This is a genomic window from Kitasatospora sp. NPDC043950 (assembly GCF_056435345.1).
In genome coordinates, this window is the sequence record NZ_JBWKER010000014.1 from 23079 (window position 1) to 49759 (window position 26681).

Here is a 26681-nt window from a genome sequence, read left to right on the forward strand (position 1 = left end):
CCCGGCCGGTGGCCGTGCCGGCCGCGGCTTTCGCAGCGCCGGGGAGGGGCGTACGGTGGCCACACGGTGGCGTGTCCGCCGGGGGCGCCACCGGGTCCTTGTCGGCACACCCCGCCGGAGGCCGCGATGGCAGACCGGATGGCCTTCCTCACCACCCCGCGCGCCGAGCGCGAGCGGCGGGACGCACAGCAGCGACTGGGGGACTCCCGGGAGGTGTACCGGCCGCGGACGCCGCTGCCGGTGGTGGGCGGGCAGGCGGGCCGGTGCATGGACTGCGGGCTGCCGTTCTGCCACCACGCCTGCCCGCTGGGAAACCTGGTGCCGGAGTGGAACCGGCTGGTGGCGGACGCGGACTGGCGGGCCGCCGCCGCCCGGCTGCTGGCGACCAACAACTTCCCCGAGTTCACCGGAAGGCTCTGCCCGGCACCCTGCGAGAGCGCGTGCGTGCTGGCGATCGACGGCGCGGCGGTGGCGATCAAGAACGTCGAGCTGGCGATCACCGACCGGGCCTGGGAAGAGGGCTGGGACCTGCCGCAGCCGCCCGAGCGGGGCGCCGGGTGGCGGGTGGCCGTGGTCGGCTCGGGCCCGGCGGGCCTGGCCGCCGCGCAACAGCTGACCCGGGCCGGGTACGCCACCACGGTGTACGAGCGGGCCGACCGCCCCGGCGGGCTGCTGCGCTACGGGATCCCGCCGTTCCGGCTGGAGAAGCACCGGCTGGACCGGCGGCTCGACCAGATGCGGGCCGAGGGCACGGACTTCCGCACCGGGGTGTTCGTCGGCCGGGACCTCGCGGCCGGGGAACTACGGGCCGGGTGCGACGCGCTGGTGGTGGCGGTCGGTGCGACCGCCTGCCGGGAGCTGGCGGTGCCGGGGTGCGCCCTGCCCGGCGTGCACCAGGCGATCGACTACCTGACCTGGGCGAACCGGGTCGACGAGGGCGACCGCGCGGCCCCGCCGGTGTCCGCCGAGGGTCGGCACGTGGTGATCGTCGGCGGCGGGGACACCGCGGCCGACTGCCTGGGGACGGCGCTGCGCCAGGGCGCGGCCTCCGTCACCCAGCTCGACATCAACCCGTGTCCGCCGGTGTGCCGGGCGCCGGAGCAGCCCTGGCCCGTCCACCCGAAGGTGTACCGGGAGACCACCTCGCACGAGGAGTCGGGGGCCGCGGCGGCCGGTCCCCGGGTGTTCGCGGCGACCACGGTCGGCTTCGAGGCCGGACCGGACGGCCGGCTGGCCGCCGTCCGCTTCGCCGAGGCCGAACCGGCCGACCGCAGCCCCCGGACCGGCACCGAGCGGAGCATCCCGGCGGAGCTGGTGCTGCTCGCGCTGGGCTTCAGCGGCCCGGAGCCGGACCAGGGGCTGATCGCCCAACTCGGCCTCACCACCGGCCCGGACGGCGCCCTGGCCCGGGACGACGACTTCGCCACCGGCGCGCCGGGCGTCTTCGTCGCCGGGGACGCCGGGCGCGGGCAGTCACTGATCGTGTGGGCGATCGCCGAGGGGCGGGCGGCGGCCGCGGCGGTGGACCGCCATCTGCGCGGCGGCACCGAACTCCCGGCGCCGATCCGGGCGTCGGCGCGGGCGCTCACGCTCTGAGGGGCGCGCGGGCGTTCATTGCTCTGAGGGGCGTGCGGGCGGGCCCGGCGGCCCGGCCGCACCTCCGCGCAACCCATTGCGGTGTGGGGTATCTGCTGCCGGTGCGGTGAGCGGGGCCGGGCCCGGTCGATTTCGGGTCAGAGCAGCGGCAGCCGGCGGAGGAAGACGTCAGGGGCCTGGTTGGTGTCGCCCGGGACGAGCGTGCCGTCCTCGGAGGTGAACAGCACCGTGGTGCCGAGGGCGTCGACGAACGGCCGCTCCGAGGCGCCGGCGGTCTGCGAGCCGTCCGTCGCCACGCTGACCCGCTCGGTGCGGCCGGTCCGCAGGTCGCGCCGGAAGACGTCCCCGGCGTTGTTGGTGTCCCCTGGCACCAGGTTCGCCGCGTCGGAGTCGAAGTAGACCCAGCGGGCGTCGGCGGTGATCTGCGCGTGGTAAGAGTCGCCGGAGGTCTTCGTCCCCGGGAGCCCGGCGCTGACCAGGGTCTCGGTGTCCTCCTCCAGGTCGCGGACGTACACCTCGAAGTGGTGCCCCCGGGGGCCGTTGCCGTCCTGGAGCAGCGCCGAGTAGACGGCGTAGCGGCCGTCCCGGCTGAGCGCCGGGGAGGCCGCCCCGCGGTAGCCGCCCGCCCCGTCGGTGCTCACCAGGACGCTCTGCTCGTCGCGGAGGTCGCGGACGTAGAGCGGGTAGAAGCGGGGCTTGAGGATCGTCGGCTGGTCGTCGTGCCGGAAGGAGTCGCGGACGAACTCCTCGTCGGAGACGCCGTCGAGCTCGGCGGCGGCCTTCGCGGCGAGGGCGCCGGGCTTGTCCTGGCCGATGATGTTGGTGGCCTTCGAGATGAAGCCGACCGAGCCGCCGTCCCCGCTGATCACCGGCTCGGCGGAGGAGGCGTTCGCCTCGGTTCCGTCCGCGCCGACGCTGACCAGGCGGGTCCCGCCCGTCGAGCGGTCGGTGACGTAGATGTTGCCGCCCGTCCAGGTGACCGTGCCGGGGGCCAGGTCGGAGCGGTTGGACTGGTAGGCGACGTACCGGCCGTCCCAGCTGATCGACGGGTGGCTGGACTGCCGGCCGGCCTGCGGCTTGGCCGGGTCGTGTCCGGTGGACACCAGCTCGGTGGTCCCCGTCCAGCGGTCGTGGACGTAGACGTCCTCGAAGCCGAGGTTCCCGCCGGGGGCGAGGTTGGTGGCGTAGGAGCTGAACGCCACGTAGCGGCCGTCGCCGCTGATCGTGGCGTTGAAGGAGTCGTCGGCCGTCTGGGCGCCGTTCGCGCCGGTGCTGACCCGTTCGGTCCGGCCGGTCCACAGATCCCGGACGAAGACGTCCGACGTGCCGTTGGTGTCGCCGGGAACCAGATTGGCGGCCTTCGAGGTGAAGACGGCGAAGCGGCCGTCGGCGCTCAGACCGGCGGCGTCCGAGGCGCCGTCGGTCTGCCTCTGGCCGAGCCCGACGGATACCCGTTCGGTGCGGCCGCGCGGCGCGTCCGCCTGGGCGGGCGTCGCCACCGTGACGGCGGCCAGCGCGGCCGCCGCCAGCGCGCCGGCCGCGCGCAGCAGGTGTGGTGCGGAACGTGCGCGAGTCATCCGGTTCCTCCCCTGGGTGCGGCCGGCCGCGTCGAACTCCCCGGCGGCCGGCTCGTGGTGAGCCAACCGCCGGGTGCGGCGGGAGGTCAACGATGCCCGCCCGGGAGCGGCGGAATCTCGTCACCGGGAGGAGACGGAGAGGGTGATGGATCGGGTGCACACGGCTTTTGCTAGCATCCGGCGGCAGATGCGTCGGAGGGGGTTCGGGTGGACGGTGGCAAGCGGGTGGAGGAGTCGGTCGAGGTCCGCTACACGCCGACGACCGCGGACTTCCGGGCGGCCTTCGCGGCCCGGGCCCGGGGTACGGCGGCGGGTCGACGGTCCCGGCGGTCGAGGTACCTGACCGCCTCCTGCGCCGGGGCCGGTGCGGTGGTGCTCTCGGTCGCCGACCGGACGGTGGGCCCACCGGCGCTGGTGATGCTCGCGGCCGCGCTGCTGCTGGTGGTCGGACTGCCCTGGCTGCAACTGCGTCAGGTGCGGCGGATGGCGGCGGACAAGGGTGAGTTCCGGATCGTCCTCGGCGAGGCCGGGGTGACCGTCACCAACGCGGTGTCCAGCACCGAACTCGCCTGGCGGGAGCTTCCGCACTACCTGGAGACGCCCGGACTCTTCGTCCTGCTGGGCGGGGACGAGCAGACGCACGTGCTGACCCTGCTGCCCAAGCGCGGCACCGGCGACCCGGGCCGGCTCGGCGCGTTGATCGCCCGGCACGCCACGGTGCCCGCCCGGGGCTGAGGGGCGGCGCCCCGGTCCGCCGCTGTCGAGGTGGGCGGTCATGGCGTGGACTGCTGGTCGGGCCGGACGGGCTGGTGGTGTCGGTCGGGTTGGTCGCGGGTGTTCAGCTGGTCGCGCTGGTCGTAGCGCCAGAGCGCGGGCAGCGCGGCCGACAGGGCGGCGGTGCCGGCCAGGCAGAGCAGACCGCCGGTGCGCAGCGCGACGCGGATGCCCTGCCGGGCGGCGAGGCCGCCAGCCCGCAGGTCCCCGAGGGCGGGGCCGGCGGAGCCGATCAGCATCTCCAGGCCGGCGGCGCGGCCCCGCAGTTCGTCCGGAATGGACTGGTTCCAGATCGCGCTGCGGAAGGTGTCGCCGATCTGGTTGGCGCCGCCCGCGACGAGCAGGCAGAGCAGGACGGCCCACAGGCCGGGGGCGATCGAGGCCGCGGCCGTCGCCGCGCCGACGAAGGCGGCGCAGAGCAGCACCAGCCGGCCGTGCCGGTGGACCCGCTCGGTCCAGCCGCCGGTGGCGGCCGCGAGCAGGGCGCCCGCCGCAGCGGCCGAGTAGAGCAGGCCGAGCGCCCACACCGCGTCCAACTCCTGGGCGAGGAAGGGGAACAGCGCGGTCGGCAGGGCACAGACGGTGGCCGCGAGATCCGCGAGGTAGGTGCCCAGCAGGTCGGGGCGGCGGGCCGCGTACCGGGCGCCGTCGACGAATTCCCGCAGCCGCGGTGCCTCGGCGTCCCGCTGCGAGGGGACGGGCCGGACCCGGGTGAGCAGGGCGATCGAAACCAGGAAGGTGCCGAGGTCGACCAGGTAGGCGGCCGGGACGCCGGCCGTGGCGATCAGCACCCCGGCGGCGGCCGGGCCGGCCAGTCCGGCGATGCTCCAGCGCAGCGAGAGCAGGTTGCCCGCCGCCACCAGTTGGTCGGGCGGCACCAGCCGGGGGATCATCGCCTCCGCCGAGGGCTGCTGAAGGCCCTGCAGTGCCGCTGCCAGTCCGGCGGCCGCGTACAGCGGCCAGAGCGCGGGGGTGCCGAGCAGCGCGTTGGCGAGCAGCAGGGCGCTCAGTGCGGCGAGTGCGAGTTCGGTGACCAGGGCGACGGTGCGGCGGTCGGCACGGTCGGCGAGGACGCCGCCGTAGAGGCCGAACACGATGGTCGGCAGGAGTTCGACGGCGCCGACCGCGCCCACGGCCAGCGGTGAACCGGTGAGGTCGGCGATCTGGAGCGGGATCGCCGTCATGGTGAGGACGGAGCCGAGCAGGGTGACGGTACCGGCCGTCCAGGTGAGGCGGAAGTCGCGGGAGGACCGCCAGGGCGCGGTGTTCGGCAGCAGTCGGGACCTGGGGCGGTCCGTTCCTGGGGTCATGGGGTTGTGGTCCCTTCGGGCCGTCGATCACGACGGCTCTCCTTATCACTGATAAATTCCAGCTCGGAACTTAGCGGCGATAAGGTGGAGTGGGCAAGCGGATAACGGAGAGGTGGCCGGCGGTGGCGCTGCAACGCGACGAGGTGGTGCGCACCGCGCTGCGCGTACTCGACGAGGAAGGCATCGACGGCCTGACCACCCGGCGGCTGGCCCGCGAACTCGGCGTCCAGTCACCCGCGCTGTACTGGCACTTCAAGAACAAGCGGGAACTGCTCGACCTGATGGCCGAGGCGATGCTCGCCGAGGCCCTCCCGGCCGACCGCAGCCCGGATCCGGAGCACTGGCCGGACTGGCTGGCCGCCGACGCCCGCGCCAAGCGCCACGCCCTGCTCGCCTACCGCGACGGCGCCCGGGTGCACGCCGGAACGCTGCCCACCGAAGACGAACTGCCCGCCGTCGAAGCCCAGTTGGACGCCCTCCGGCAGGCCGGCCTGCGGCCCCGCACCGCGCTGCGGCTGCTGCTCACCATCGACCGCTACATCATGGGCTGGGTCACCGAGGAGCAGGCCTGGCGACAGGACGCCGCCGACCGCGCCCGGCCGCCCTTCCCGGACGAGGTCCTGCGCGACCTCCCGTTGCTGCGGGAGGCGGCCGACGTGCTGCGCATGACCGACCACGACGCCGACTTCGAGTACGGGCTGCGCGTCCTGATCGAGGGCTTCCGGGCCGAGATCGCGCGCGAGGCGCTCGGGACGGACGGGCCCGCGTGACCGGCCGTGATCGGCCGGACAGCGCCTAACGGTGGGCGTGCAGCGCCTCGCGCAGCCGCCCGCCGGAGGCGGCGAGCTGCCGGGCGGCGGTCGGCGCGTCCACGTCCGCGAGCAGGACCAGGATCGCGTCCTTGGCCCGGCCTCCGGTGGCGGCGATCGCGTGGCGGACCGCAGCCTCGTCGGCGCCGGTGGCCTCCGTGACGATCCGGTGGGCCCGTGCGCGGAGCTTGGCGTTGGTGGCCCGGACGTCGACCATCAGATTGCCGTACGTCCGGCCGAGCCGGACCATGACGGCCGTCGACAGCATGTTGAGCACCAGTTTCTGTGCCGTGCCCGCCTTCAGTCTGGTCGAGCCAGCCAGCACCTCCGGGCCGACCTCCACCTCGATCCCCAGCTCGGCCGCCGCCACCAGTGCCGAGCCCCGGTTGCACGCCAGTGCGACCGTCAGCGCCCCGGCCGCCCGTGCGGTCCGGACGGCCGCCACCGTGTACGGCGTGCGGCCGGAGGCGGAGACGCCCACCACGGTGTCGGCCGGGGTGAGCCGGAGCGCGGCCAGCTCGGCCGCCGCCAGCTCCGGGCGGTCCTCGGCGCCCTCGACGGCCCCGGTCACGGCGGTCCCGCCCCCCGCGATCAGGCCCACCACCAGGCCCGGATCGGTGCCGAAGGTCGGCGGGCACTCGGCGGCGTCCAGCACTCCGAGCCGCCCGGCGGACCCCGCCCCGGCGTAGACCAGCCGCCCACCGGCCGCCATCCGTGCCGCCGTGGCGTCCACCGCGGCGGCGATCCGGACCAACTCCCCGGCCACCGCGGCGGGGACGGTGCGGTCCTCGGCGTTCATCAGGCGGAGCAGGTCGGTGGTCGGCAGCTGGTCGATCCCGGCCCAGTCGGGGCGGATCGTCTCGGTCGGCGGCAGGGCGTCCTGGTCCATGCGGCCAGCGTCCCCGGACATGGCGGTCGCCAATCGGCGCGGGGCCGCGCGTGGTGGTGGTCTCCGGGTCCTCGGTCGTGGCGGCGCCATGGCGGACGCCGGGAAAGGCGCGGTGGGAGCGACCGGTGTGCCCGTGATGCCCTCCACGTGCGGAGTGAGTGCTCAGCCCGTCAACGGGCGTCGCCGTCGCCGAGGTGACGGGCGATGCGGGCGATGGCGGGTGCGTTGTCCTCGAACAGATGGGCCTGCATGCCCACCGCCCGGGCGGCTTCGACGTTGGGCGCGTGGTCGTCGACGAAGAGGCAGTCGACCGGGCTGACGCCCAGGGCGGCGCAGGTGATCTCGTAGGCACGCGGGTCGGGCTTGCCGGTCCCGATCTCGTGCGAGTAGACGATGTGCTCCACCAGCTCGTCGAACCGGTAGAGCGGGACCTCGCGTTCGCGGGCGCCGACGAAACTGTTGCTGAGGATGCCGAGCCGGGCCCGCCCGCGCAGTCCGCGCACGTGGGCGATGAGCTCCTCGTTCGGCGTGCCCAGGTACTCCTCCCAGAGGTCGGCCATGAAGGCCTCGACCTGGGCCGGGCCCAGGTGCAACCGGGCGGCCACCTGCTCGCGCACCTCCGGCTCGGTGATGCCGCCGATCGCGCCGGCCCGCCAGACGTCCCGCAGTCGCTCGTCGATCGCGTGCGGCGGCAGCTCCAACCGGCGCTCCCAGCGCTCCGGCCAGCCCGTCCTCGGCGTGTACTCCAGGACGCCGCCGATGTCGAGGATGAGGCAGGGTGCGTTCACGGGTGGTCCCCTCTCCGTTGCGGCCGCCGTGGCGCGGCCCGCACCTGCCACTCTCAGGGGTGCGGGCGGGGCCGGGTCAAGGGGGCGGTGAGTCCTCGGAGGTTCCGGCGAGCGCGTTCGGTGGCCGCGTCGGGCGGCAGGGCGTGCTGTGGGCCCGTCAGGCCATCCAGAAGAAGACGGCCGTCATCCGACGCTCCGGCAGCTCGGTGCCGTAGTAGGAGGTCGCGCTGTGCATGAGGTTGGCGTGGTAGAGGAGCAGTTGGTTGTAGCGGTTGGGGACGCGGACGTCCTCGGTGAAGTGGTCGGCGGGCACGTGGCGGGTGCCGAGCGCCTCGACCAGATTGTTGTGCGGCGCGTTGACGAGGTTCCCGCCGAGGCGTCCGCCGGGGAACTGCTGGCGGAAGAAGCTGGTGCCGGCGTCCTTCGGCGCGCCCGGGCTGAGGTAGAGCACGGCGGCGTAGCGGCAGAGCGCGCGGGAGTCGGTGTGCGGGCGGGACTCCGACTCCCCGGCGCCGACGACCTGGACGCAGTTGTGGTTGAGCGTGCCGCCGCCCGGGGTGCTCTGCACCCAGAGCCGGGAAGCGCCGGTGGCCTTGCGGACCAGGGCCTCCACCCGGGCCAGCTCGTCGGGCTCCAGGCCGGGCATGGTGCGCAGGCCGGGCCAGGTCTCGGGGCGGTACGGGTAGCCTTCGGTCCAGTCGCCGCGGGCCAGACAGCGCTCGCGGACGGCGTCCGGGTCGGTGAGGACGTTGTCCAGGACCCAGTAGTCCCGGCCTCGGGTGGGCTTGCGGTAGGGCAGGACCGGCAGGGTGGTGGGCCTGATGGGCTGTGAGGGCATGGGCCGACGATAGGGGCGGCGGTCGTCAACCTTCTGCCGTGAGCAGGTCAACCTTTCGTCAAGGGCTGTCCATGGGCGGGCACCTCGCGCCGCAGGTCAGGAGCCCGGCCGGACGGCGAAGGTGCCCAGGGCGCCCTCCAATCGGTCGAAGGCCCGGACGGCCGAGGGGCGCACCGCCGCCGTGATGGCGGCGGCCTCGTCGCCGGCCAGCAGCCGGCGGAACACTTCGGTGAACACCGTGCGGTCGACGGCGGCGAGGAGCCCGGCGGCCACCCGGCTCTCGAAGTCGACCGGTGGGCCGACCGGTGTGCTGACCGGTGTGTCGGGCGATGCGCCGGACGGAGTGCCGGTTGTCGTCGTGGGGCGGGTGGCCCCGGCCAGGGCCTCGGCCAGGGCGGCCTCGCTCTGCTCGTGCAGTTCGCGCAGCCGGGCGACCAGGGCGGGGCTGTCGGAAACGGTGCGGGCGAACGCCGGGCCGGAGAAGCCGAGCCGCGGGTCGTGCCGGTCGAGGCCGGCCAGGCAGTCGCGGCGCAGCGCGGCGAGGGCGGACTCGCCGGGCGCACGCTCGGCGACCGCCCGGGCGAGCCGGCCGACGATCTCCTCGTGCAGGTCGAGGAGGAGGTCCTCCTTGCGCGGGAAGTGGTTGGTGACGGTCATCTTGGCGACGCCGGCGGCCGTCGCGACCTCGGCGATGGTGGTGCGGTCGAAGCCCTGGTCGATGAAGAGCCTGGTCGCGGCGTGCGAGATCGCCTCGCGGGTGCGGCGCTTGTTGAGCTCGCGCAGGGTCGGGGTGGCCCCGGGCCCCGTCGTGGGCCCCGTCGTGCCCATCGTGGGTTCCGTCACGGTTTCCGTCGTGGGTTCCGTCGTGGGTTCCGTCGTGGGTTCCGTCATGGGGGCAGCGTAGCGCAGTTGGCTGGGTCGGACCCAGAAATTAGGCTTGACCTAATCACTGGGTTCGTCCTAAGTTCCTTCCAGGCGGTCGGAGTGGCCGCCGGACGGACGACCCGGGGAGGGCGCATGACCACATCGGCCACGTACGGAGGCGCCATGTTCACCCAGCACACCGGGCGGCTCCGCCTGCTCAGCGTCCACGCCCACCCCGACGACGAGTCCAGCAAGGGCGCTGCCACCCTCGCGCGGTACGCGGCCGAGGGGGTGGACGTCCTGGTCGCGACCTGTACCGGCGGCGAGCGCGGCTCGGTGCTCAACCCGGCCATGGACCGCCCCGAGGTCCGGGCGGACCTCGCCCGGATCCGGAGCGAGGAGATGACGGTCGCCCGGGGCGTCCTCGGCGTGCGCCAGCAGTTCCTCGGCTTCGTGGACTCGGGCATGCCGGGCCCGGGTGAACCGCTGCCGGCGGGCTGCTTCGCCGACCAGCCCGTGGCGGCCGCCGCGGCGCCGCTGGTCGCCCTGATCCGGGAGTTCCGTCCGCACGTGGTGGTCACCTACGACGAGACCGGGGGGTATCCGCACCCCGACCACGTGATGACCCACCAGGTCACGGTCGAGGCCTTCGAGGCCGCCGCCGACCCGGGCCGCCACCCCGAGGCGGGGGAGCCCTGGCAGGCGGCGAAGCTCTACTACCACCTGGCGCTCTCCAGAGCCTGGTTCCAGACCCTGCACGACGCGATGACGGAGCGGGGTGTTCCCTCGGGCATGGGCGCACTGCTCGCGGACTGGCCGGACACCCCGCCCGCCCTCGCCACCACCACCCGGATCGCGTGCGCCGAGCAGTTCGCCGTACGGGACGCGGCACTGCTGGCGCACGCCACCCAGATCGAGCCCGGGGTCGCGTTCATGGCCCACCCGCGGGACATCGAGCGCGAGGTCTGGCCGACGGAGGACTACCACCTCGCCCGGAGCCTGGTGCCAGGCGAGAGCGAGAGCGAGGACGAGGGGCCCGAGACCGACCTGTTCGCCGGGCTGCGCTCAGGAGGGGCGGGGCTGCGCCAAGGAGAGGGGGACGGATGAGCCGGAGGTCGGGTTTCGCCCGCTCAGCACTGGCCGTCGGCGAGCACGAAGTAGCCCGGGCCGGTCTGCTTCAGGGTGTGCGTCACGAAGGTGTTCCAGAGGCCCATGCTCTGGCCCGAGCCGAGTGCGTAGGTCAGGCCGCCGCTCTGGGTGGCCCGCCCGGCCCGGACCTGGTTGTAGTTGCTGTCGGTGAAGCACTGCGCGGCGCCGCCGCCGGTGGTCGCCGTCACCGCCGCCGATCGGGTGCCCACGGCCCCCGACGGGTCGACCGCCGCCACGGTGTAGCCGTACGACGTGCCGGGGGCGAGCCCGGTGTCGGTGAAGGACGGGCCGGTGGCACTGCCCGCCATCGCGCCCTCCCGGTAGACCTGGTAGGAGGCAGCCCCGCTGACGGCCTGCCAGGCGAGGGCGATCGAGCCCTGGCCCGCCGGGGTCGCGGTCAGCCCGGTCGGGGCGGGCAGGCCGGGGTTGGTGGGCCCCGTGCCGCCGTCGAGGCCCCAGAACTGCGCGGTGTAGTAGCTGGAGCAGATCGTGTTGAGGAAGTAGCTGCCGGTGGCCCCGCACCGGTCGGCTGCGGAGCCGGGGTTGACGGCCAGCCCGTGGCCCATCCCGGCGATGGTGAACAGCGCCACGGCGGGCCGCCCGCCCGCGTCGGCGTAGACCTCCTCGGTGGTGCCGCCCGGCAGGCTCCGGGTGCTGGTCGGGCTCTGGCCGACACCCTGGACGTTGGTCCACTGGTCGCGCAGTTCCGTCGCGTTCACCGGCCTGACCACGGTGTCCGCGCTGCCCTGCCAGATCGCCACCCGGGGCCAGGGCCCGGCGTAGCCCGGGTACGCGGCCCGGACCTTGTCGCCCCACTGGGCCGGGGTGAGCCCCTGGTCGGAGTTCTGGCAGCCGGAGGCGGCGCCCTGGGTGGTCGCGCACTGGGCCGGGAGGCCGGAGTCGATCGCCCCGCCGGCGAACACGTTCGGGTAGTCGGCCAGCAGGTCGGAGGCCATCCCGCCGCCGGCCGACAGTCCGGTGACGAACACCCGCCGGTCGTCCGAGCCGTACAGGGCCTTGGCCTTGGCGACCATCTCGATCACCGACTCGGCCTCGCCGGCGCCCCGGGCGTCCTTGGTCGCGTCGAACCAGCTGAAGCAGGAGAGGCTGTTGTTGGCACTGCTGGTCTGCGGGAAGACGACCGCGAAGCCGTACCGGTCGGCGAAGGTCGTCCAACCGGAGTTGCGGTAGTAGTCGTTGGCGGTCTGCAGGCAGCCGTGCAGCGCGACCACCAGCGGCGCGCCACTCGGCAGTCCGGCGGGGGTGTAGGAGTACATCGCCAGGTTTCCCGGATTGGCGCCGAATCCGGTGACCTGCTGGAAGGTCCCGCTCACGGTGTCGGCCGCAGCCGGGGCGGGTGCGGTGGTGCCGATCGCGAGTGCGGCGGCCGTCAGCAACGCGGCGGCGGCAGGACGGAGAGACATGAGGGCTCCTGGGTGGGGAGGAGTGGGGGCGGATGCCGTGCAGCGTGGCGCGCCCCGCGCCCCGGTGCCATGTGACGGCCACCCGAGGTCCACCGCGCCGCCATGGCGTGGACCGCCATGGTCCGATGCCAGGGGGACGCGCGCCGGCCGTACCCCGGAAGGCACTTGAGGGGCGTGCGCGAACAGGGCAGGTTGATCCCATGACGACGAACGAGGCAGACCCCGGCGGCGCGACGTCCCCGGAGGGCCAGGAGCTCCTTGAAGGCCAGCAGTCCCTGGAGGGCCAGGCGCCCCGGACCCGGACGCACACCTGGACGGCAGGCCCGCCGATCTCCGCCTTCCCACACCTGAGCGGAGAGGAGATTCTGCACGAGATCCTCGCGGGCCGGATTCAGGAGCCCGCGATCTGCAGCACCCTGGGGTTCCACCTGACCGAGGTGAAGCCGGGTACGGCAGTGTTCGAGGGCGAACTCGGCGACCACCTCTACAACCCGATGAACACCGTGCACGGCGGTTACCTCGCCACTCTGCTCGACTCGGCGCTCGGTTGCGCCGTGCTGAGCCGGCTGCCCGCCGGGATCGGCTACACCACCACGCAGTTGAACGTCCACATGCTGCGCCCGCTGTTCGCCGACTCGGGGCCGCTGCGCTGCGAGGGGCTGGTGCTGCATCTGGGCCGGACGATGGCGACGGCCGAGGCCAGGGTGGTCGGGGTGGAGAACGGCAAGCTCTACGCGCACGCCACCACCACCTGCGCGATCCTGGCGCCCCGCCCGGTGGCCTGACTTGATGGCCTGACCGGTGGATTGACCGGAGGCCTGGTCGGAGGTCTGGGCTGAGGTTCGGCTGAAGGTGCGGCCGGGCCCCGGTCGCTGCGGCGGCCGGGGCCCGGGGTCGGCTGCGGTTCAGAGGGCCGCGAGCAGCCCGCAGAGCGCGAGGAGGCCGCAGATCCCGAAGTTGACCAGCTTGTGGGAGAGGAACACGGCGGCGAACTCGCGGATCGTCGCGCTCGGCCAGTAGTACGCGGCGGTCGGCGAGCCGAACACCTGCCCGTTGACGCCGGTCTTGCGGGCGGTGAGCGCCGCCCGGAAGGCGTGGAAGTTGTTGGTGACCACGACACAGCGGTAGTCGGGCTTGGCCTGTTCCATGATGGCCTTGCTGAAGAGCAGGTTCTCCTCGGTGGTGCGGGAGCGGTCCTCGCGCTCGATGTGTTCGGCCGGGAAGCCGCGCCCGGTCAGGTAGTCGGCCATCGCGTGGGACTCCGGCAGCTTCTCGTCCGGGCCCTGGCCACCGGAGGTGATCAGCACCGGCGGGTTGCCGCGCGCGGCCTGCTTGTCGTACACCTCCCGGCCCCGGTCGAGCCGGCTGGCCAGCAGCGGCGGGACGCGCTCGCCGCCGATCAGGCCGGAGCCGAGGACGACCACGAAGTCCACGTTCCGGCGCGGCCGGTGGCGGCCGTAGAGGAACGCGTAGCCGACGAAGCAGACGAACAGGAAGGAGATGTAGCCGACCACCAGGACGGCGGTGCCCGCCAGGACGCCCAGCTGGTGCGAGCGGGTGGCCAGGGCCGCGAGCAGCAGCGCGATGACGGCGAGGATGCCCAGCCCGGCGAGGAGGGACAGCAGGTTGGCGGGCCGTCTGCCCTCCTTGCGGATCATGGTCAGGCCGTTGGCGATCAGGAACCAGACCAGGGCCGCCGTGCCGAGGGCCGGCAGCAGGATGATCGCCACCGCTGCCAGTCCCATCACCAGCGTGGGCGCCTTGCGCAGCTCGGCGAGCAGGGCGAGGGCGAGCAGGGAGACGGCGATGCCGAGCAGGACGGCATTGCTGAACTGGCGGCGGTCGCGTAGTACCCCGACTCCGAACAACAGGAAGAACAGGGCGGCTGGGACATAGGCGATCATGCTTCGTATCGTAGGCGGAGGCCGTTAGCGCGAACCGGCCGTCCGCCCGAACCGTCCGCCCGGACCGGCCGCCCGAACCAGCCGCCCGAACCGGCCGGGCGGACTGGCCGAGCGGACCGGTCAGGCGAACCGCTCGATCGCGGTGAGGACCGCCTCGGTCATCGCCGGACTCCCGGTGTGCCCGGACTCGTCGATGACGGTCAGTCGGGCCTCCGGCCAGGCCTGGACCAGCCGCCACGCGGTGTCGAGTGGCGAGCCGAGGTCGAGGCGGCCGTGGATCAGTTCGCCTGGGATGCCGGTCAGCCGTCCGGCGTCGCGCAGCAGTTGGCCGTCGGCCAGGAACGCGTGGTGCGCGAAGTAGTGCGCGGTGATCCGGGTGAACGCCATCAGCGCGTCGGTGGGGCGGTCGCTGTAGGCGTTCGGCTTGCCCAGCGCCTCGTGCGCGATGACGGCGTCCTCCCAGGTGGCCCAGGCGTTCGCGGCGGCCCGCCGGACGGTCTCGTCCTGGTTGTTGAGCAGCCGGCTGTAGGCGGCCACCAGGTCACCGTCGCGGTCGGCGGCCGGCAGGAAGTTCCGGAACTCCTCCCACGGGCCGGGCAGGAAGCGGGCGACGCCCCGGTAGAGCCAGTCGGTCTCCTCGGGGCGGGTCGTGGTGACGCCGCAGAGCACGATCTCGGAGACCCGCTCGGGGTGGGCCTGGGCATAGGCGAGGATCAGCGTCGAGCCCCAGGAGCCGCCGTACAGCAGCCACTTCTCGATGCCGAGGTGTTCGCGCAGCCGCTCCATGTCCGCGATCAGCCGCTCGGTGGTGTTGTGCTCCAGCCCGGTCGTCGGGTCGGCGGCGTGCGGCAGGCTCTGTCCGCAGCCGCGCTGGTCGAACTGGACCACGTGGTACCGCTCGGGGTCGAAGTACCGCCGGGTGCCCGGCCGGTGGCCGGATCCGGGCCCGCCGTGCACGATCGCGGCGGGTTTGCCAGCCGGGTTGCCGGAGGCGTTCCAGTGCATCCGCTGACCGTCTCCGACGTCCAGCAGGCCTTGCGCGTAGGGCTCGTAGTGGGGGTGCAGCTCGGGCATCGCGGAACTCCTCCGTGGACGTGCGGCCGGACAGACCCTAGCGGGCGCTCGCAGGCCGGGCCGCGGATTTTCGGCGGGCCCGGGGCGGGGCCCGGTCGGCCGGGCCCGCGGTGGTGGGGTCAGCGCCGTTCGGCGGGCAGCAGGGTCGCGAGCCCGTCGAGGACGCGTTGCACGCAGAACTCGAAGCGGGTGTCCATGTCGGGTTCGGTGAGGTCGTCGGCCAGGGCGACGAGGTTGGGGAAGGTGTCGGCGGGCAGGGCGCGGAAGCGGTCTCCGGTGGCGTCGGCGATGTCCCGGCGACTGGTGCCGAGGACTTCGGCGGCCGAGATCGGGGACTGTTCCTGGAGGACGAACCCCTGGACGAAGGCGCCCAGCAGGTAGGTGGCCATGGCGGCGTCGGCGTCGGAGAAGCCGGCCGCGCGGAGCCGGTCGAGCTGGTCCTCCATCAGGCCGAGCAGGTGGGGGCCGGGGGAGAGGCGGCCCGAGACGACCTTGGCGGCGTCGCGCTTGTCGAGCAGCAGTCGGCGGTAGCGCCAGCAGTAGGCGTGGAACTGCTCGCGCCACCCGCCCTCGCGCGGCGGGGGTTCGGCCGAGGCCATCACCGCGTCGGTGAGCAGGTCGAGCAGTTCCTGCTTGTTGCGGACGTGCCAGTACAGCGAGGCCGCCTTGACGCCGACCTCGGCGGCGACCTTGCGCATCGACAGCCCGTCGAGGCCGTCCCGTTCCAGTACCCGCAGCGCGGCCTGGGTCAGCGCGTCCCTGGTCAGCGGCGGTGTCGTGTCGTCGTTCTCCGGCATGGCTGTGCGGACGCCTCCAGCGGTCTCATCCGGTCGCGAGTCTCGTGGCGACTGTCCGTGGCGAGTGCCGTCGCGAGATCCCGCTTGCAATCTAACACCGTTAGGGGCACTCTGTGCGTGCCGCACCACTCCCTAACGCTGTTAGGGGCCAGGAATCGGGAGGGTTCCCATGCAGGAGTCGAGCGCCCGGCGCAAACGGCTCGCGCTACTGACGCTCTGCGTCACCATGTTCATGTCCATGCTGGACAACGTCATCGTCAACAACGCCCTGCCCCGCATCGGCCAGGACCTGGACGCCGGGATCAGCGGCCTGCAATGGGTCGTCGAGGGATACAGCCTCGTCTACGCCGGGTTCGTGCTGACCGGCGGCGCGCTCGGCGACCGGCACGGCCGCACCCGGATGTTCCGGTTCGGCCTCGCGCTGTTCACGGTCGGCTCCGCGCTCGCCGCGCTCGCCGGAACGATCGGCCTGCTGGTCGGCGCCCGGATGCTGCAAGGCGTCGGGGCCGCACTGCTCACCCCGGGCAGCCTCGCCCTGCTGCGCCACGTCTTCACCGACGAGCGCGAGCGCGCCAGGGCGATCGGCCTCTGGTCCGGGGTCTCCGCGTTGGGTCTGTCGATCGGCCCGGTGGTCGGCGGGCCGATGGTCGAGCACATCGGGTGGGCCAGCGTGTTCTGGATCAACGTGCCGATCGGCGTGGCCGGACTGGTGCTCGCCGCCCGCGTGCTCCCGGACATCCCCCCGCGTGCCCGGCGGATCGACCTCGGCGGCCTCGTCCTCTCCGCCGCAGGCCTCGGCCTGCTGGTCTACGCGCTGATCGAGGGGCCGACCCGTGGCTGGACGGACACCCGGGTGCTCCTCTGCGGCGCCGCGGCGCTCGTGCTGCTGGCCGCCTTCCTGGTGCTCGAACTGCGCCTCGCCGAACCGATGCTGGAGCTGCGGCTGTTCCGCGACGGCGCCCTCGGCGGCGCGCTGCTCAGTGGTTTCATGGTCAGCTTCGGGATCTTCGGCGCGCTCTTCTTCCTGCCGCTGCTGATGCAGGGCCCGCTCGGCTGGTCCCCGTCCGACGCCGGCTGCGCCGGGCTGCCGATGACCGGGATGATCGTCGTAGCCGCCCCGCTCTCCGGCCGGCTGACCTCGCGGTACGGGCCCCGGCTGCCGTTGGTGCTCGGTCTCGTGCTGTGCGCGGCGGGCCTCGGCGGGCTGTCCCTCTACGGCGAGCACGCCCACTACGTCGAGTACCTGTGGACCCTGTTCGCGATGGGCCTCGGGATGGGGATGACCTTCACCCCGGTGTCGATCGCGGTGCTCCAACGGGTCGCCCCGGCGCAGACCGGGATGGCCTCGGCGAGCATCAACACCCTGCGCGAGCTGGGCGGCGTCCTCGGGATCGCGGTGCTCGGCGCCGTGCTGACCAACCGGATGACCGGCAGCCTGACCGCCGCCCTGCACCGGCTCGGCGTGCCGCCGGACGCCGTCGGCCCGATCGCGGACGCGCCCGCCGGGGCGGGGCACGGCGGTGGCGGCGCGGCCGCCGTGCTGCCCGGCCCGGTCCAGGACGCGGTGGACGGCGCCTTCATCGAGGGCCTCCACCTCGCGGCGCGCTGCGGTGCGGCCGCGCTCGTCGTCACCGCCGTCCTGGTCGCCGTCCTGCTGGGCCGGGCCCGCCCGCTCGCCCAAAGCGGCACCGGCCTCCCGGAATCGGCCCCCGACTCGGCGTCGGCCCCCGGCCCCGGCCCGGACTCCGGCCCCGGCCCGGACTCCGACCCTGGCCCCGACCTCGACCCGAACTCCGGTCCGGAGCCGCTGGCCGAGGCCCGGACGGTCCGACCGACCTGACGGGTCCGGCCGACCTGATCGGTCTGACCGATCCGCGTGCCGACGCCACGTCAGCGGATGCCCTCGACCGCCGCCTGCGCCGTGCGGGCCAGTTCCCGGCGCGCCCCCGCCCGGGTGGCCTGCGGCGCGGGCGGCGGAATCGGTGGCAGGAACGTCACGTCGGCGACCAGACCGCGCACCGCGACCACCCGGGCGAGCGAGGTGAGCAGTCCGTCGTCGCCGATGAAGGCGGGCACGCTGGTCGGCCGTCCGTCCGCCAGCCGGTAGCGGATCGTCACCGGCTGGACGAAGGCGCCCGCCTCCACCGCCGCCTGGAACAGCGCGGGCCGGAAGCGGCCGCTCTCCCGTCCGCACCAGGTGGACCCCTCCGGGAAGACGATCACCGGCTGGCCGGCGCGCAGCACCTCGGCCACCGTCGCCACGGTGTCGGGCAGCGCGCGCAGCCGGTCGCGGTCCAGGAACACGGTGCCGCCCCAGGCGATCAGCGGCCCGAGCACCGGCCACCGGCGGACCTCGGTCTTGGCCAGTGAGCGGCCCGGGCGGCCCGCCGCGATCAGCGGGATGTCCAGCCAGGACACGTGGTTGGCCACCACGAGCGTCCCGCCGCCGAGCGCGCCGCCCGGCGTCCCGAGGTGGACGGTGACCCCGAGGGTGTGCAACAGGACGCGCGCCCAGAGCCGGATCAGCCGCTCCCGGGTGCCGTGCGGGAGGAGGCGCAGCGGCAGGCTGAGCAGCACGCCCGCCAGCACCGCCGCCAGGCAGGCCGCCAGCCGCAGCGCCCGCCGGGGGTGCGAGACGGCGGGCGCCGTCTCGGCCAGGCAGGTCTCGGGCCGGCAGGGGGCCGTCGGCAGCCAGACGCTCATGATGAGGCGCCGAGGGGCCGGGCGGGCAGTCCGGACAGGAAGTGCCGCAGGTAGCGCGGGTCGGTGCGCTCCAGCGACAGCAGCACGTACAGGTCGACGCAGTCGAAGTCCGGGTCGTACGCGGGCTCGCCGCAGACCCAGGCGCCGAGCCGCAGGTAGCCGCGGAGCAGGGCGGGCAGCGCGCCGCGCTCGGCGCGCGGCACGCCGGTGGCGTCCCAGCGGCGGCGCGGGGTGACCCGGTACTGCTCGGGCGCCAGGTACTTGGCGCTGACGGTGTCCCAGACCCGGGCCGCGGTGGCGCCGCCGTCGTCTAGCGGGATCGAGCAGCAGCCGCCGACCCAGGTGTTGCCGGTGTCGGCGAGGTAGCGGGCGATGCCGCCCCACATCAGGTTGATGACGGCGCCGTTGCCCCGGTGGTCGGGGTGGATGCAGGAGCGGCCGAGTTCCACCAGGCCCGGGCGGACCGGGGCCAGGGCGGAGAGCTCGAACTCGCCGTCGGAGTAGAGCCGTCCGGCCCGCCGGGCGGCCTCGGGGCGCAGCAGCCGGTAGGTGCCGACGACGGCGCCGTGCTCGCCCTCGCGGACCAGGAGGTGGTCGCAGAACTCGTCGAAGGGGTCGACGTCGAGGCCGGCGACCGGGCTGTGCAGGACGGCACCGAGCTCGGCGGCGAACACCTGGTGGCGCAGCCGCTGGGCGGCGCGCACGTCGTCGGCGTCGCGGGCGAGGGAGACGGTGTAGGCGGCCGGGGCCTGCGGCCGGCGGGGGGCGGGGACGGCGGGGGCGTCCTGGGTGGGGGCTACTGCGGTCGGAGCGTACGTGGGGACGGTGGTCATGGCGGACCCTCCAGGGCAGCACGATCGGCGGCGCCCTGGATCGCCAGGGCACCGGCCCGGCCCGCAGGCGTTGGGCCTGCACGCGAACCGGTCCCCGTATATCTCTCCGAGCCGGTTGGCATCCATGTTGCGGCGCGGCGGAGCGCAGATGTGCAACTGCTGAATGGGACCACCCGTCGCCTCCCGGTCATCTGCCGGGCACCGGGCGCTCGCCCGCCGGGGGTGGACAGCCCGGGCGCCTGTGCGCCCGGGCCTGCCACCCTCCCCCGGGATTCCCCCGGAACTCCCGTGGACGGGTGTGGTGTTGCGCGCGACCGGCGTGCTCCGAGAAGCGCGCGCCCCGGCGGGGCCTAGAGGGCCTGCCAGCCCTGCGGGTCGACGTCGCCCGGGATGACGGGCGCGGGGCCGTAGGGTTCGCGGGTGAGGACGAAGGAGCCGAGGTCCAGGTGGCTGACGGTGCCGTCGGCGGCCCGGACCACCCGCAGGGTCTCGCCCGTGTAGTAGTTGTCCAGCCCCGTCCAGGTGCCGTCCGGCTCGGCGCGGAAGCGGGAGCTGCGGGCTCCGCCGACGAGCGAGGTCAGTTCGAGGCCGCGGTCGGCCCGCAGCCGCAGGGCCTGCGCCGAAGTGCCCCAGTACCAGGGGCCGGTGAGGGCCAGCAGCTCCTCGTCGACCTCGGGCAGCGGACGCCAGGGTTCGGGCAGCCGGGGCTCGTGCTCGGCGGTCAGCGTGATCAACTGGGCGGCCACCAGGGTGGTGCCGGCGCCGGTGGTGGCGTTGGACAGGGCGATCGCGGCCAGGCCGTCCTCATCGCTGACCCACAGTGCGGCGGTGAAGCCGGGCATCGAGCCGGTGTGGCCGTACAGCACCCGGCCTTCGTGGCGGCGCAGTTGCAGGCCGAGGCCGTATCCGGAGGTCCAGGCCGTGTCGTCGGGGCCGGTGGCGGGCCGGCGCATCTCGGCGAGCGAGTCGGCGGCCAGCACCTTGTCGTCCCCGGCGGAGAGGAAGGCCGCCCAGCGGGCCAGGTCGGCGACGGTGGACCAGAGTTGGCCGGCCGGGCCCATCAGCCCGGTGTCGGTGAGCGGCTCCGGCAGCATGACGTCGGCCCACGGGTGGACGGCGAAGCCTCCGGCGTGCGGGTGCTCGGGCAGCAGGGTGGTGCGGTCCATGCCGAGCGGTGCCAGCACCTCGCGCCGCAGCACCTCGCCCCAGGGCTCGCCGCGCAGCCGCTCGACCAGCGCGCCGAGCAGCGCGTAGCCGGGGTTGGAGTAGTGGTGGAGGCGCCCGGCCGGGTGCTTGATCGCGGCGCCGGGCTCCAGCAGGTCGTCCAGTCCGGGCCGCAGGGAGCCGTCGGTCCGTTCCCACCAGGGCCCGGGTGTCTCGGCGGCGAGTCCGGCGGTGTGGGCGAGCAGTTGCGCGACGGTCGCGCCGTCGGCCGGGGTGCCGGGCAGGTGTCGGGCGAGCGGGTCGGCGAGGTCGAGCAGGCCCTCGTCGCGCAGCCGCAGCACGAGCACGGCGACGAAGGTCTTGGTGAGCGAGCCGATCCGGTACTGGACGTCGGGGGTCGGCGCGTGTCCGTCGATCATGCTGCGGGCGCCGCTCCAGACCAGTCGGCCGTCCCGGACCACTCCGGCGGCCAGGGAGGGCGTGCGGCCTTCGGCCTGGGCGACGGCGATCCGGTGCAGCAGGGCGCGGCGGGTGGTCGGCAGCAGTTCGTCGGACTGATCGGTCATCTGATCCTCTGAATCCTTCGGCGTGGTCCGGCGGGGAGGCCCGTCGGAGTGGTCTGCCACGAGGTCCGCCGACGAGACCGTCGGCGAGGTCCGCAGGCGAGGGCCGCCGGCCAACACGGACGGGCAGCAGACGAACCCAACCTAGCCAGGCCGCTCCGAAGGATCCACCCGTTATCTCCGCAAACGCCCCGCGATCGCCCCGTGAACGCCTCGCGATGTCGCCGCCGGGCCGGTCAGCCCGGCAGCGGCGGGAGTTCGGGCCGCTGCAGCCAGGCCTCGAAGACCGGGGCCAGCGGGGCGGCCGCGTACCGGGAGGCGTGCGCGAGCAGGTCGGCGGTGCCGACGACGCCGTGCCGGTGGATGCTCGTCCAGTCCCGCAGCATCGCGAAGAAGGCGTCCTCGCCCAGCGCCCGCCGCAGCGCGTGCACGGCGAGGCCGCCGCGCTGGTACAGCCGGTCGTCGAACATCAGCCTGCGGCCCGGGTCGGCGAGCCTGAGGTCCTGCGGGAGCCCGGCCAGCAGTCCGTGCGCGGCGGCGGCGTGGGTGGCCGCGGCCGGGCCGCCGGCGTGCTCGGACCACAGCCACTCGGCGTACTTGGCGAAGCCCTCGTTGAGCCAGATGTGCCGCCAGTCGGCGATCGTCACGCTGTTGCCGAACCACTGGTGCGACAGCTCGTGGGCGATCAGCCGCTCGCGCTCCCAGCCGCCGCCGAGGTGGTTCGTCCCGAAGGTGGCGACGCCCTGCGCCTCCACGGGGACGTCCAGTTCCTCGTCCGCGACGACCACCGCGTACTCGCCGAACGGGTACGGCCCGAACACCTCGCCGAAGTACGCCATCATCTCCGGCTGCCGCCCGAAGTCCCGGGTGAACGCGGGGACCAGCCGCTCCGGCACGTAGCCGGTCTGCGGCACGGCCGGGCGGGCCGCCAGCGGCACCGGCCGGTAGTGGCCGATCGACACCGTCACCAGGTACGGCGAGGTCGGCGCGCTCTGCTCGTACACCCAGGTGGTGCTGGACGCCCGGGTGGTGCGGGTCAGCAGCCGGCCGCTCGCCAGCACGGTGAACGGGGACGGCGTGGTGACCGCGATCTGGTACGTCGCCTTGTCGGCGGGCCGGTCGTTGCACGGGAACCATGACGGCGCGCCGATCGGCTGGCTGGCGACCAGCGAGCCGTCGGTCAGCTCCTCCCAGCCCAGGCCGCCCCACGGGCTGCGCACCGGACGGGGGTTGCCGGTGTAGTGCACCTCGACGGTGAACGCCGCCCCCGCCGCCAGTGCCCTGGCCGGACGGATCCGCAGCTTGCCGGCGCGGTGGGTGTAACGGGCGGCCTTGCCGTCGACCAGCACCCGCCCGATCCGGAACTCGGCCAGGTCCAGCGCGAACTCGGCCAGCGCCGCGTCCGCCACGGCGCTCAGCCGGGCCGAGGCCGCCAGCCGGTTCGGCCCGGGCCGGTAGTCCAGCACGAGCTCGTAGCGGTGGACCCGGTAGCGGTGGTCGCCGTTGGCCGGGAAGTACGGGTCGGGGGCGCCGGCGGTCGCCGGGACGTGCTTGGGCTTCACGGGGGCGGGCACTTCCTGCGGGCCGGGACGGGTGGTCATGACGTGGGCTGCCACGCCTCGATGGGGTTGCCCAGCCACCGCGTGTCGGCGGGGACGGACTCGGCGCGCATCACCAGCGAGGCCGGGCCCAGCGTGCTGCGCGCGCCCACCGTGCTGCCGGGCAGCACGATGCCGCCCGGGCCCAGGGTGGCGCCCTCGCGGAGGACCACAGTATCCATCCGCATGATCCGGTCGTGGAAGAGGTGCGTCTGCACCACGCAGCCCCGGTTGACGGTGACGCCGTCCCCGAGGGTGACCAGGTCCGCCTCCGGCAGCCAGTAGCTCTCGCACCAGACGCCGCGGCCGATCCGCGCGCCGAGCGCCCGCAGCCAGAGGTTCAGCACCGGCGTGCCCGGCACCGCGCCGACCAGCCACGGCACCGCCAGCACCTCGACGAAGGTGTCCGCGAGCTCGTTGCGCCACACGAAGCTGCTCCACAGCGGGTGCTCCACCGCCCGGAACCGGCCGACCAGCAGCCACTTCGCCGCCACCGCGACCAGGCAGGCCACCGCGCCGGCGCCCAGCAGCACCAGGCCCGAGAGCAGCGCGGCCACGCCCGCCGACCAGGAGACGGACAGCCGGGACAGCACCGCGACGGTCAGCACGCCGAGCGCCCCCGAGGCGAGCACCGGCAGCAGCCGGGCCAGCTCGACCAGTCCGCGCGCCCAGAGCAGCCGGGCCGGCGGCTCGTAGGTCAGGCCCTGGTCGGCCTCGTCCGCCGCGCGCGGCAGCCGCATCGGCGGCATGCCCAGGTACGAGCCGCCCTTCTTGGCCTTCTCCGGCGTCGCCGACAGCACGCCCACCAGGCCCCGCTTGGGCACCGCCCGCCCCGGCGCGGTCATTCCCGAGTTCCCGAGGAACGCCCGCTCGCCGACCTTCGCCTCGCCGAGCCGCACCCAGCCGCCGCCCAGCTCGTACGGCGCGATCAGGGTGTCGTCGGCCAGGAACGCGCCGTCGCCGACGGTGGTCAGGCTGGGCAGCGCCAGCACTGTGGACACCTCCGCGCCCCGGCCGACCCTCATCCCGAGCGCCCGCAGCCACAGCGGCGTGACCAGCCCCGCGTACAGCGGGAAGAGCACATCCCGGGCCCGGTCCATCAGCTGGGTGACGGTCCACGCCTGCCAGCCGACCCGGCCGTGCAGCGGGTGCACCCCGGGGAGCAGACCGCGGCTCAGCAACCGGACGGCGGCCACCAGCTGCGCCGCGTACACCGCGCCGTACGCCAGGGTGGCGGGCAGCAGGCCGAGCAGCGCGCCGCCGAGCGCCGCGCCGAGGCCGTCGCCCTGGTGGACGAAACCGGCGAGGACCGCGAGCGCGGCCAGCGCGGGCGCCACCGGGAGCAGGCCGAGCGCCGTGCCGCTGGCACCGTAGAGCGCGGCCCAGAAGACCCGGTGCGGCGGGCGCTCCTTGGGCCACGCCCGCTCGACGCGGCCCAGCTTGACGGCGGGCGCGCCGCCCCAGCGCTGGCCGGTCGGCACGTGCCCGGTGACGCTGGAGCCGGGCAGTACCTGGGCGCGCTTGCCGACCCGGGCGCCGGGCAGCAGGGTCGAGCGGGTGCCGACCACGGCGCCGGAGCCGACCTTGACCTGGCCGACCTCCAGCCGGTCGCCGTCCAGCCAGTAGCCGCACAGGTCCACCTCGGCCTCGACGGCGCAGCCCCGGCCCAGCTTCAGCATCCCGGTGACCGGCGGCAGCGAGTGCAGGTCGACCTCGGGCCCGACCTTGGCACCCAGCGCCCGGGCGTAGCGGACCAGCCAGGCGCCGGACAGCGCGGTGGCGCCGCTGAGCTCGGAGAGCCGCTCGGCGGTCCAGAGCCGCAGGTGGACGGCGCCGCCGCGTGGATGGCTGCCCGGGCGCAGGCCGCGCAGCAGCAGCCGGGCGCCGCCGGCCGCGATCGCCAGCCGGCCCGCCGGGCTGTACAGCGCCAGGGCGCCCGCGCCGACCGCCCACCAGGAGGCGGTGGGCGCCCACGGGTAGTCGCCGAGGTGGGAGAGCAGGTTGCCGGCCGCCAGCAGGGCGACCGTCCAGCGCAGGCCGACCACGGTGAACAGCGGGATCAGCAGGAGCAGCTGGAGCAGCTTGGCCCGGGTCGGCACCAGGGCGATGGTGCGGGCCTGGCCGCTCTGGGCGGCGGTGCGCTCCAGGTGCCGGGCGAGCTTGCGCAGCGTCGGGTGCTGGTAGACGTCCAGCACGGCGGCGTTCGGGTAGCGGGTGCGCAGCAGCGTGGTGAGCCGGGCGGCGGCCAGGCTGCCGCCGCCGATGCCGAAGAAGTCGTCGCGCGGGCCGCTCACCGTCACACCGAGGATCTCGGCCCACTGCTCGGCCAGCCAGGCCTCGGTGCCGTACAGCTGCTCGCTCGGCCCGGCGTTCTCCAGCTCGGGCAGCGGCCAGGGCAGGGCGGCCCGGTCGACCTTGCCGGAGGTGCGGGTGGGCAGGGTGTCGACCGGCGCGAGCAGCGGCACCAGGGCGGCCGGCAACTCGGCGCGCAGCTTCTCGACGGCCTGCTCGCGGTCGAAGCCGTCCTGGACGACCAGGTAGCCGACCAGCAGCTGGTTGCCGCCGCGCGCGGTGCGGACGGCGGCGGCCGCGCCCGCCACGCCGGGCAGGGCCTGGAGCGCCGCGTCGACCTCGCCGAGTTCGATCCGGCGGCCGCCGAGCTTGATCTGCTCGTCGGTGCGGCCGAGGAACAGCAGGCCGGCCGGGTCGGCCTGGACCAGGTCGCCGCTGCGGTACGCCCGCTCCCAGCCGAGTGAGGCCAGCGGCGCGTACTTCTCGGCGTCCTTCTCCGGGTCGAGGTAGCGGGCCAGGCCGACCCCGCCGATCACCAGCTGGCCGGTACCGCCGGCCGTGACCGGCTCGCCGGCCTCGTCGACCACGGCGAGGTCCCAGCCGTCCAGCGGCAGGCCGATCCGGACCGGGCCGTCGCCGGTCAGCAGCGCGGCGCAGGCGACCACGGTGGCCTCGGTGGGGCCGTAGGTGTTCCAGACCTCGCGGCCCTCGGTGACCAGCCGCTGCACCAGCTCCGGCGGGCAGGCCTCGCCGCCGAAGATCAGCAGCCGCACCTCGTTGAGCGCCTCGGCCGGCCAGAGCGCGGCCAGCGTCGGGACGGTGGAGACCACGGTGATCTCCTGCTCCGCCAGCCAGGGGCCGAGGTCGGCGCCGCTGCGTACCTGGGAGCGGGGGACGGGCACCAGGCAGGCGCCGTGGCGCCAGGCCAGCCACATCTCCTCGCAGGAGGCGTCGAAGGCCACCGACAGGCCGGCCATCACCCGGTCGCCGGGGCCGATCGGCTCGTCCTGGAGGAAGAGCGCCGCCTCGGCGTCGACGAAGGCGGCGGCGTTGCGGTGGGTGACGGCCACGCCCTTGGGGCGGCCGGTGGAGCCGGAGGTGAAGATGATCCAGGCGTCGTCGGCCGGCGTCGGGCGGGGGCGGGGTTCCGCGGCCGCCTCGCCGGGGTCGGGGACCGGGCGTTCGCGGTGGACGGTCAGCGCGCGGTCGGCGCCGAGCACCGCGGCGACGCCGGCCTCCCCGAAGACCAGCTGGGCGCGCTCGTCCGGGTCCTCTGCGTCGACCGGCACGTAGGCGGCGCCGGCGGCGAGCACGGCGAGGATCGAGACGTACAGGTCGTTGGTGCCCGAGGGGACCCGCACGCCCACCCGGTCGTCCGGGCCGATCCCGGCGGCGGCCAGCCGGCGGCGCAGCTGCTCGACCTCGGCGGCCAGGGCGCGGTAGCCGAGCACGGTGCGCCCGTCGTCCAGGGCCGGTTCGTCGGGGTGGGCGCGGACGGTGGCGTCCAGGACGTCGACCAGGGTGCGCGGTGCGGCGGCCGGACGGCCCGGGAAGAGGGCCTGCGGCGGTGGGGCCTGTGGCGGCGTGGCGTGGGGTGGTGTGGCTCGGGGTGGTGTGGCGTGGGGCGGCGTGGCGGACTGCTCCGTGCTCGGTTCAGCTGTCATGGCAGCCCGTACGCTCCTCGTCCTCGCCCCGTTCCGACTGATGCCCGGCCCTTCGGGGCGGTGGGAGCACT

General features: G+C 74.6%; 21 protein-coding genes. 6 read left to right on the top strand and 15 right to left on the bottom strand.

Annotation, left to right across the window (positions count from 1 at the left end; all coding sequences use genetic code 11):
- Positions 1-126 precede the first annotated feature (126 nt).
- Positions 127-1596, top strand: a complete 1470-nt coding sequence (locus tag AC07BF_RS12250; protein WP_363585601.1) for a glutamate synthase subunit beta — start codon at positions 127-129, stop codon at positions 1594-1596.
- Between the two features lie 137 nt (positions 1597-1733).
- Here the strand turns inward: AC07BF_RS12250 and AC07BF_RS12255 are convergent, their stop codons facing one another.
- A complete protein-coding gene (locus tag AC07BF_RS12255; protein WP_478333323.1) occupies positions 1734-3173 on the bottom strand; it encodes a hypothetical protein in 1440 nt (479 codons plus the stop codon).
- Between the two features lie 207 nt (positions 3174-3380).
- Between AC07BF_RS12255 and AC07BF_RS12260 the strand changes: the two genes are divergently transcribed.
- A complete protein-coding gene (locus AC07BF_RS12260; RefSeq protein ID WP_363585599.1) occupies positions 3381-3908 on the top strand; it encodes a YcxB family protein in 528 nt (175 codons plus the stop codon).
- Between the two features lie 38 nt (positions 3909-3946).
- Here the strand turns inward: AC07BF_RS12260 and AC07BF_RS12265 are convergent, their stop codons facing one another.
- Positions 3947-5257 carry an MFS transporter gene (locus tag AC07BF_RS12265; protein WP_363629674.1) on the bottom strand — a complete coding sequence of 437 codons (1311 nt, stop codon included), beginning with the start codon at positions 5255-5257 and terminating at the stop codon, positions 3947-3949.
- Between the two features lie 122 nt (positions 5258-5379).
- Between AC07BF_RS12265 and AC07BF_RS12270 the strand changes: the two genes are divergently transcribed.
- Positions 5380-6027 carry a TetR/AcrR family transcriptional regulator C-terminal domain-containing protein gene (locus tag AC07BF_RS12270; protein WP_363585597.1) on the top strand — a complete coding sequence of 216 codons (648 nt, stop codon included), beginning with the start codon at positions 5380-5382 and terminating at the stop codon, positions 6025-6027.
- A gap of 25 nt (positions 6028-6052) precedes the next feature.
- Here AC07BF_RS12270 and murQ read toward each other — a convergent pair whose 3' ends face one another.
- From murQ to AC07BF_RS12290, 4 genes are all read right to left on the bottom strand, one after another.
- The gene (gene murQ, locus AC07BF_RS12275) at positions 6053-6955 is read right to left on the bottom strand and encodes an N-acetylmuramic acid 6-phosphate etherase (RefSeq protein ID WP_478333324.1); all 903 of its coding nucleotides are present in this window, start codon (positions 6953-6955) and stop codon (positions 6053-6055) included.
- A 170-nt stretch (positions 6956-7125) separates the two neighbouring features.
- Positions 7126-7743, bottom strand: a complete 618-nt coding sequence (locus AC07BF_RS12280) for an HAD family hydrolase (RefSeq protein ID WP_363621849.1) — start codon at positions 7741-7743, stop codon at positions 7126-7128.
- 157 nt (positions 7744-7900) lie between these two features.
- Complete coding sequence (locus AC07BF_RS12285; protein WP_363621847.1) at positions 7901-8581, bottom strand: DUF6445 family protein; 681 nt, start codon at positions 8579-8581, stop codon at positions 7901-7903.
- A gap of 96 nt (positions 8582-8677) precedes the next feature.
- A complete protein-coding gene (locus AC07BF_RS12290) occupies positions 8678-9424 on the bottom strand; it encodes a TetR/AcrR family transcriptional regulator (protein WP_400987473.1) in 747 nt (248 codons plus the stop codon).
- 174 nt (positions 9425-9598) lie between these two features.
- Here AC07BF_RS12290 and mca point away from each other — a divergent pair, with 174 nt between their 5' ends.
- Positions 9599-10552, top strand: coding sequence for a mycothiol conjugate amidase Mca (mca, locus tag AC07BF_RS12295; RefSeq protein WP_478333325.1), 954 nt, complete (start codon positions 9599-9601; stop codon positions 10550-10552).
- A 23-nt stretch (positions 10553-10575) separates the two neighbouring features.
- Here the strand turns inward: mca and AC07BF_RS12300 are convergent, their stop codons facing one another.
- Positions 10576-12018, bottom strand: coding sequence for an extracellular catalytic domain type 1 short-chain-length polyhydroxyalkanoate depolymerase (locus AC07BF_RS12300; RefSeq protein ID WP_400844526.1), 1443 nt, complete (start codon positions 12016-12018; stop codon positions 10576-10578).
- A 200-nt stretch (positions 12019-12218) separates the two neighbouring features.
- Here AC07BF_RS12300 and AC07BF_RS12305 point away from each other — a divergent pair, with 200 nt between their 5' ends.
- A complete protein-coding gene (locus tag AC07BF_RS12305) occupies positions 12219-12803 on the top strand; it encodes a PaaI family thioesterase (RefSeq protein ID WP_400329178.1) in 585 nt (194 codons plus the stop codon).
- A 120-nt stretch (positions 12804-12923) separates the two neighbouring features.
- Here the strand turns inward: AC07BF_RS12305 and AC07BF_RS12310 are convergent, their stop codons facing one another.
- The 3 genes from AC07BF_RS12310 to AC07BF_RS12320 form a co-directional block, all read right to left on the bottom strand.
- Positions 12924-13922 carry a YdcF family protein gene (locus AC07BF_RS12310; RefSeq protein WP_363585589.1) on the bottom strand — a complete coding sequence of 333 codons (999 nt, stop codon included), beginning with the start codon at positions 13920-13922 and terminating at the stop codon, positions 12924-12926.
- A gap of 120 nt (positions 13923-14042) precedes the next feature.
- A complete protein-coding gene (pip, locus tag AC07BF_RS12315; protein ID WP_363629686.1) occupies positions 14043-14996 on the bottom strand; it encodes a prolyl aminopeptidase in 954 nt (317 codons plus the stop codon).
- A 119-nt stretch (positions 14997-15115) separates the two neighbouring features.
- Positions 15116-15793 (bottom strand): TetR/AcrR family transcriptional regulator C-terminal domain-containing protein, encoded by a 678-nt coding sequence (locus AC07BF_RS12320; RefSeq protein WP_363585587.1) that lies wholly within the window; start codon positions 15791-15793, stop codon positions 15116-15118.
- Positions 15794-15962: 169 nt separating this feature from the next.
- Between AC07BF_RS12320 and AC07BF_RS12325 the strand changes: the two genes are divergently transcribed.
- Entirely contained in the window at positions 15963-17633 is a 1671-nt protein-coding gene (locus tag AC07BF_RS12325; RefSeq protein WP_478333326.1) for an MFS transporter, read from the top strand.
- A 50-nt stretch (positions 17634-17683) separates the two neighbouring features.
- Here AC07BF_RS12325 and AC07BF_RS12330 read toward each other — a convergent pair whose 3' ends face one another.
- The 5 genes from AC07BF_RS12330 to AC07BF_RS12350 all read right to left on the bottom strand — a co-directional run bounded on the left by AC07BF_RS12330 (position 17684) and on the right by AC07BF_RS12350 (position 26610).
- Entirely contained in the window at positions 17684-18496 is an 813-nt protein-coding gene (locus AC07BF_RS12330) for a lysophospholipid acyltransferase family protein (protein WP_363585585.1), read from the bottom strand.
- Positions 18493-19329 (bottom strand): GNAT family N-acetyltransferase, encoded by an 837-nt coding sequence (locus AC07BF_RS12335; protein WP_363585584.1) that lies wholly within the window; start codon positions 19327-19329, stop codon positions 18493-18495. The genes AC07BF_RS12330 and AC07BF_RS12335 overlap by 4 nt, the downstream gene beginning before the upstream one ends.
- A gap of 350 nt (positions 19330-19679) precedes the next feature.
- Positions 19680-21059, bottom strand: a complete 1380-nt coding sequence (locus tag AC07BF_RS12340; RefSeq protein ID WP_478333327.1) for a serine hydrolase domain-containing protein — start codon at positions 21057-21059, stop codon at positions 19680-19682.
- A 233-nt stretch (positions 21060-21292) separates the two neighbouring features.
- On the bottom strand, positions 21293-22672 hold the full coding sequence (locus AC07BF_RS12345; protein WP_478333328.1) for a M1 family metallopeptidase: 1380 nt from the start codon (positions 22670-22672) through the stop codon (positions 21293-21295).
- Positions 22654-26610 carry a Pls/PosA family non-ribosomal peptide synthetase gene (locus AC07BF_RS12350; protein WP_478333329.1) on the bottom strand — a complete coding sequence of 1319 codons (3957 nt, stop codon included), beginning with the start codon at positions 26608-26610 and terminating at the stop codon, positions 22654-22656. The genes AC07BF_RS12345 and AC07BF_RS12350 overlap by 19 nt, the downstream gene beginning before the upstream one ends.
- Positions 26611-26681: the final 71 nt, after the last annotated feature.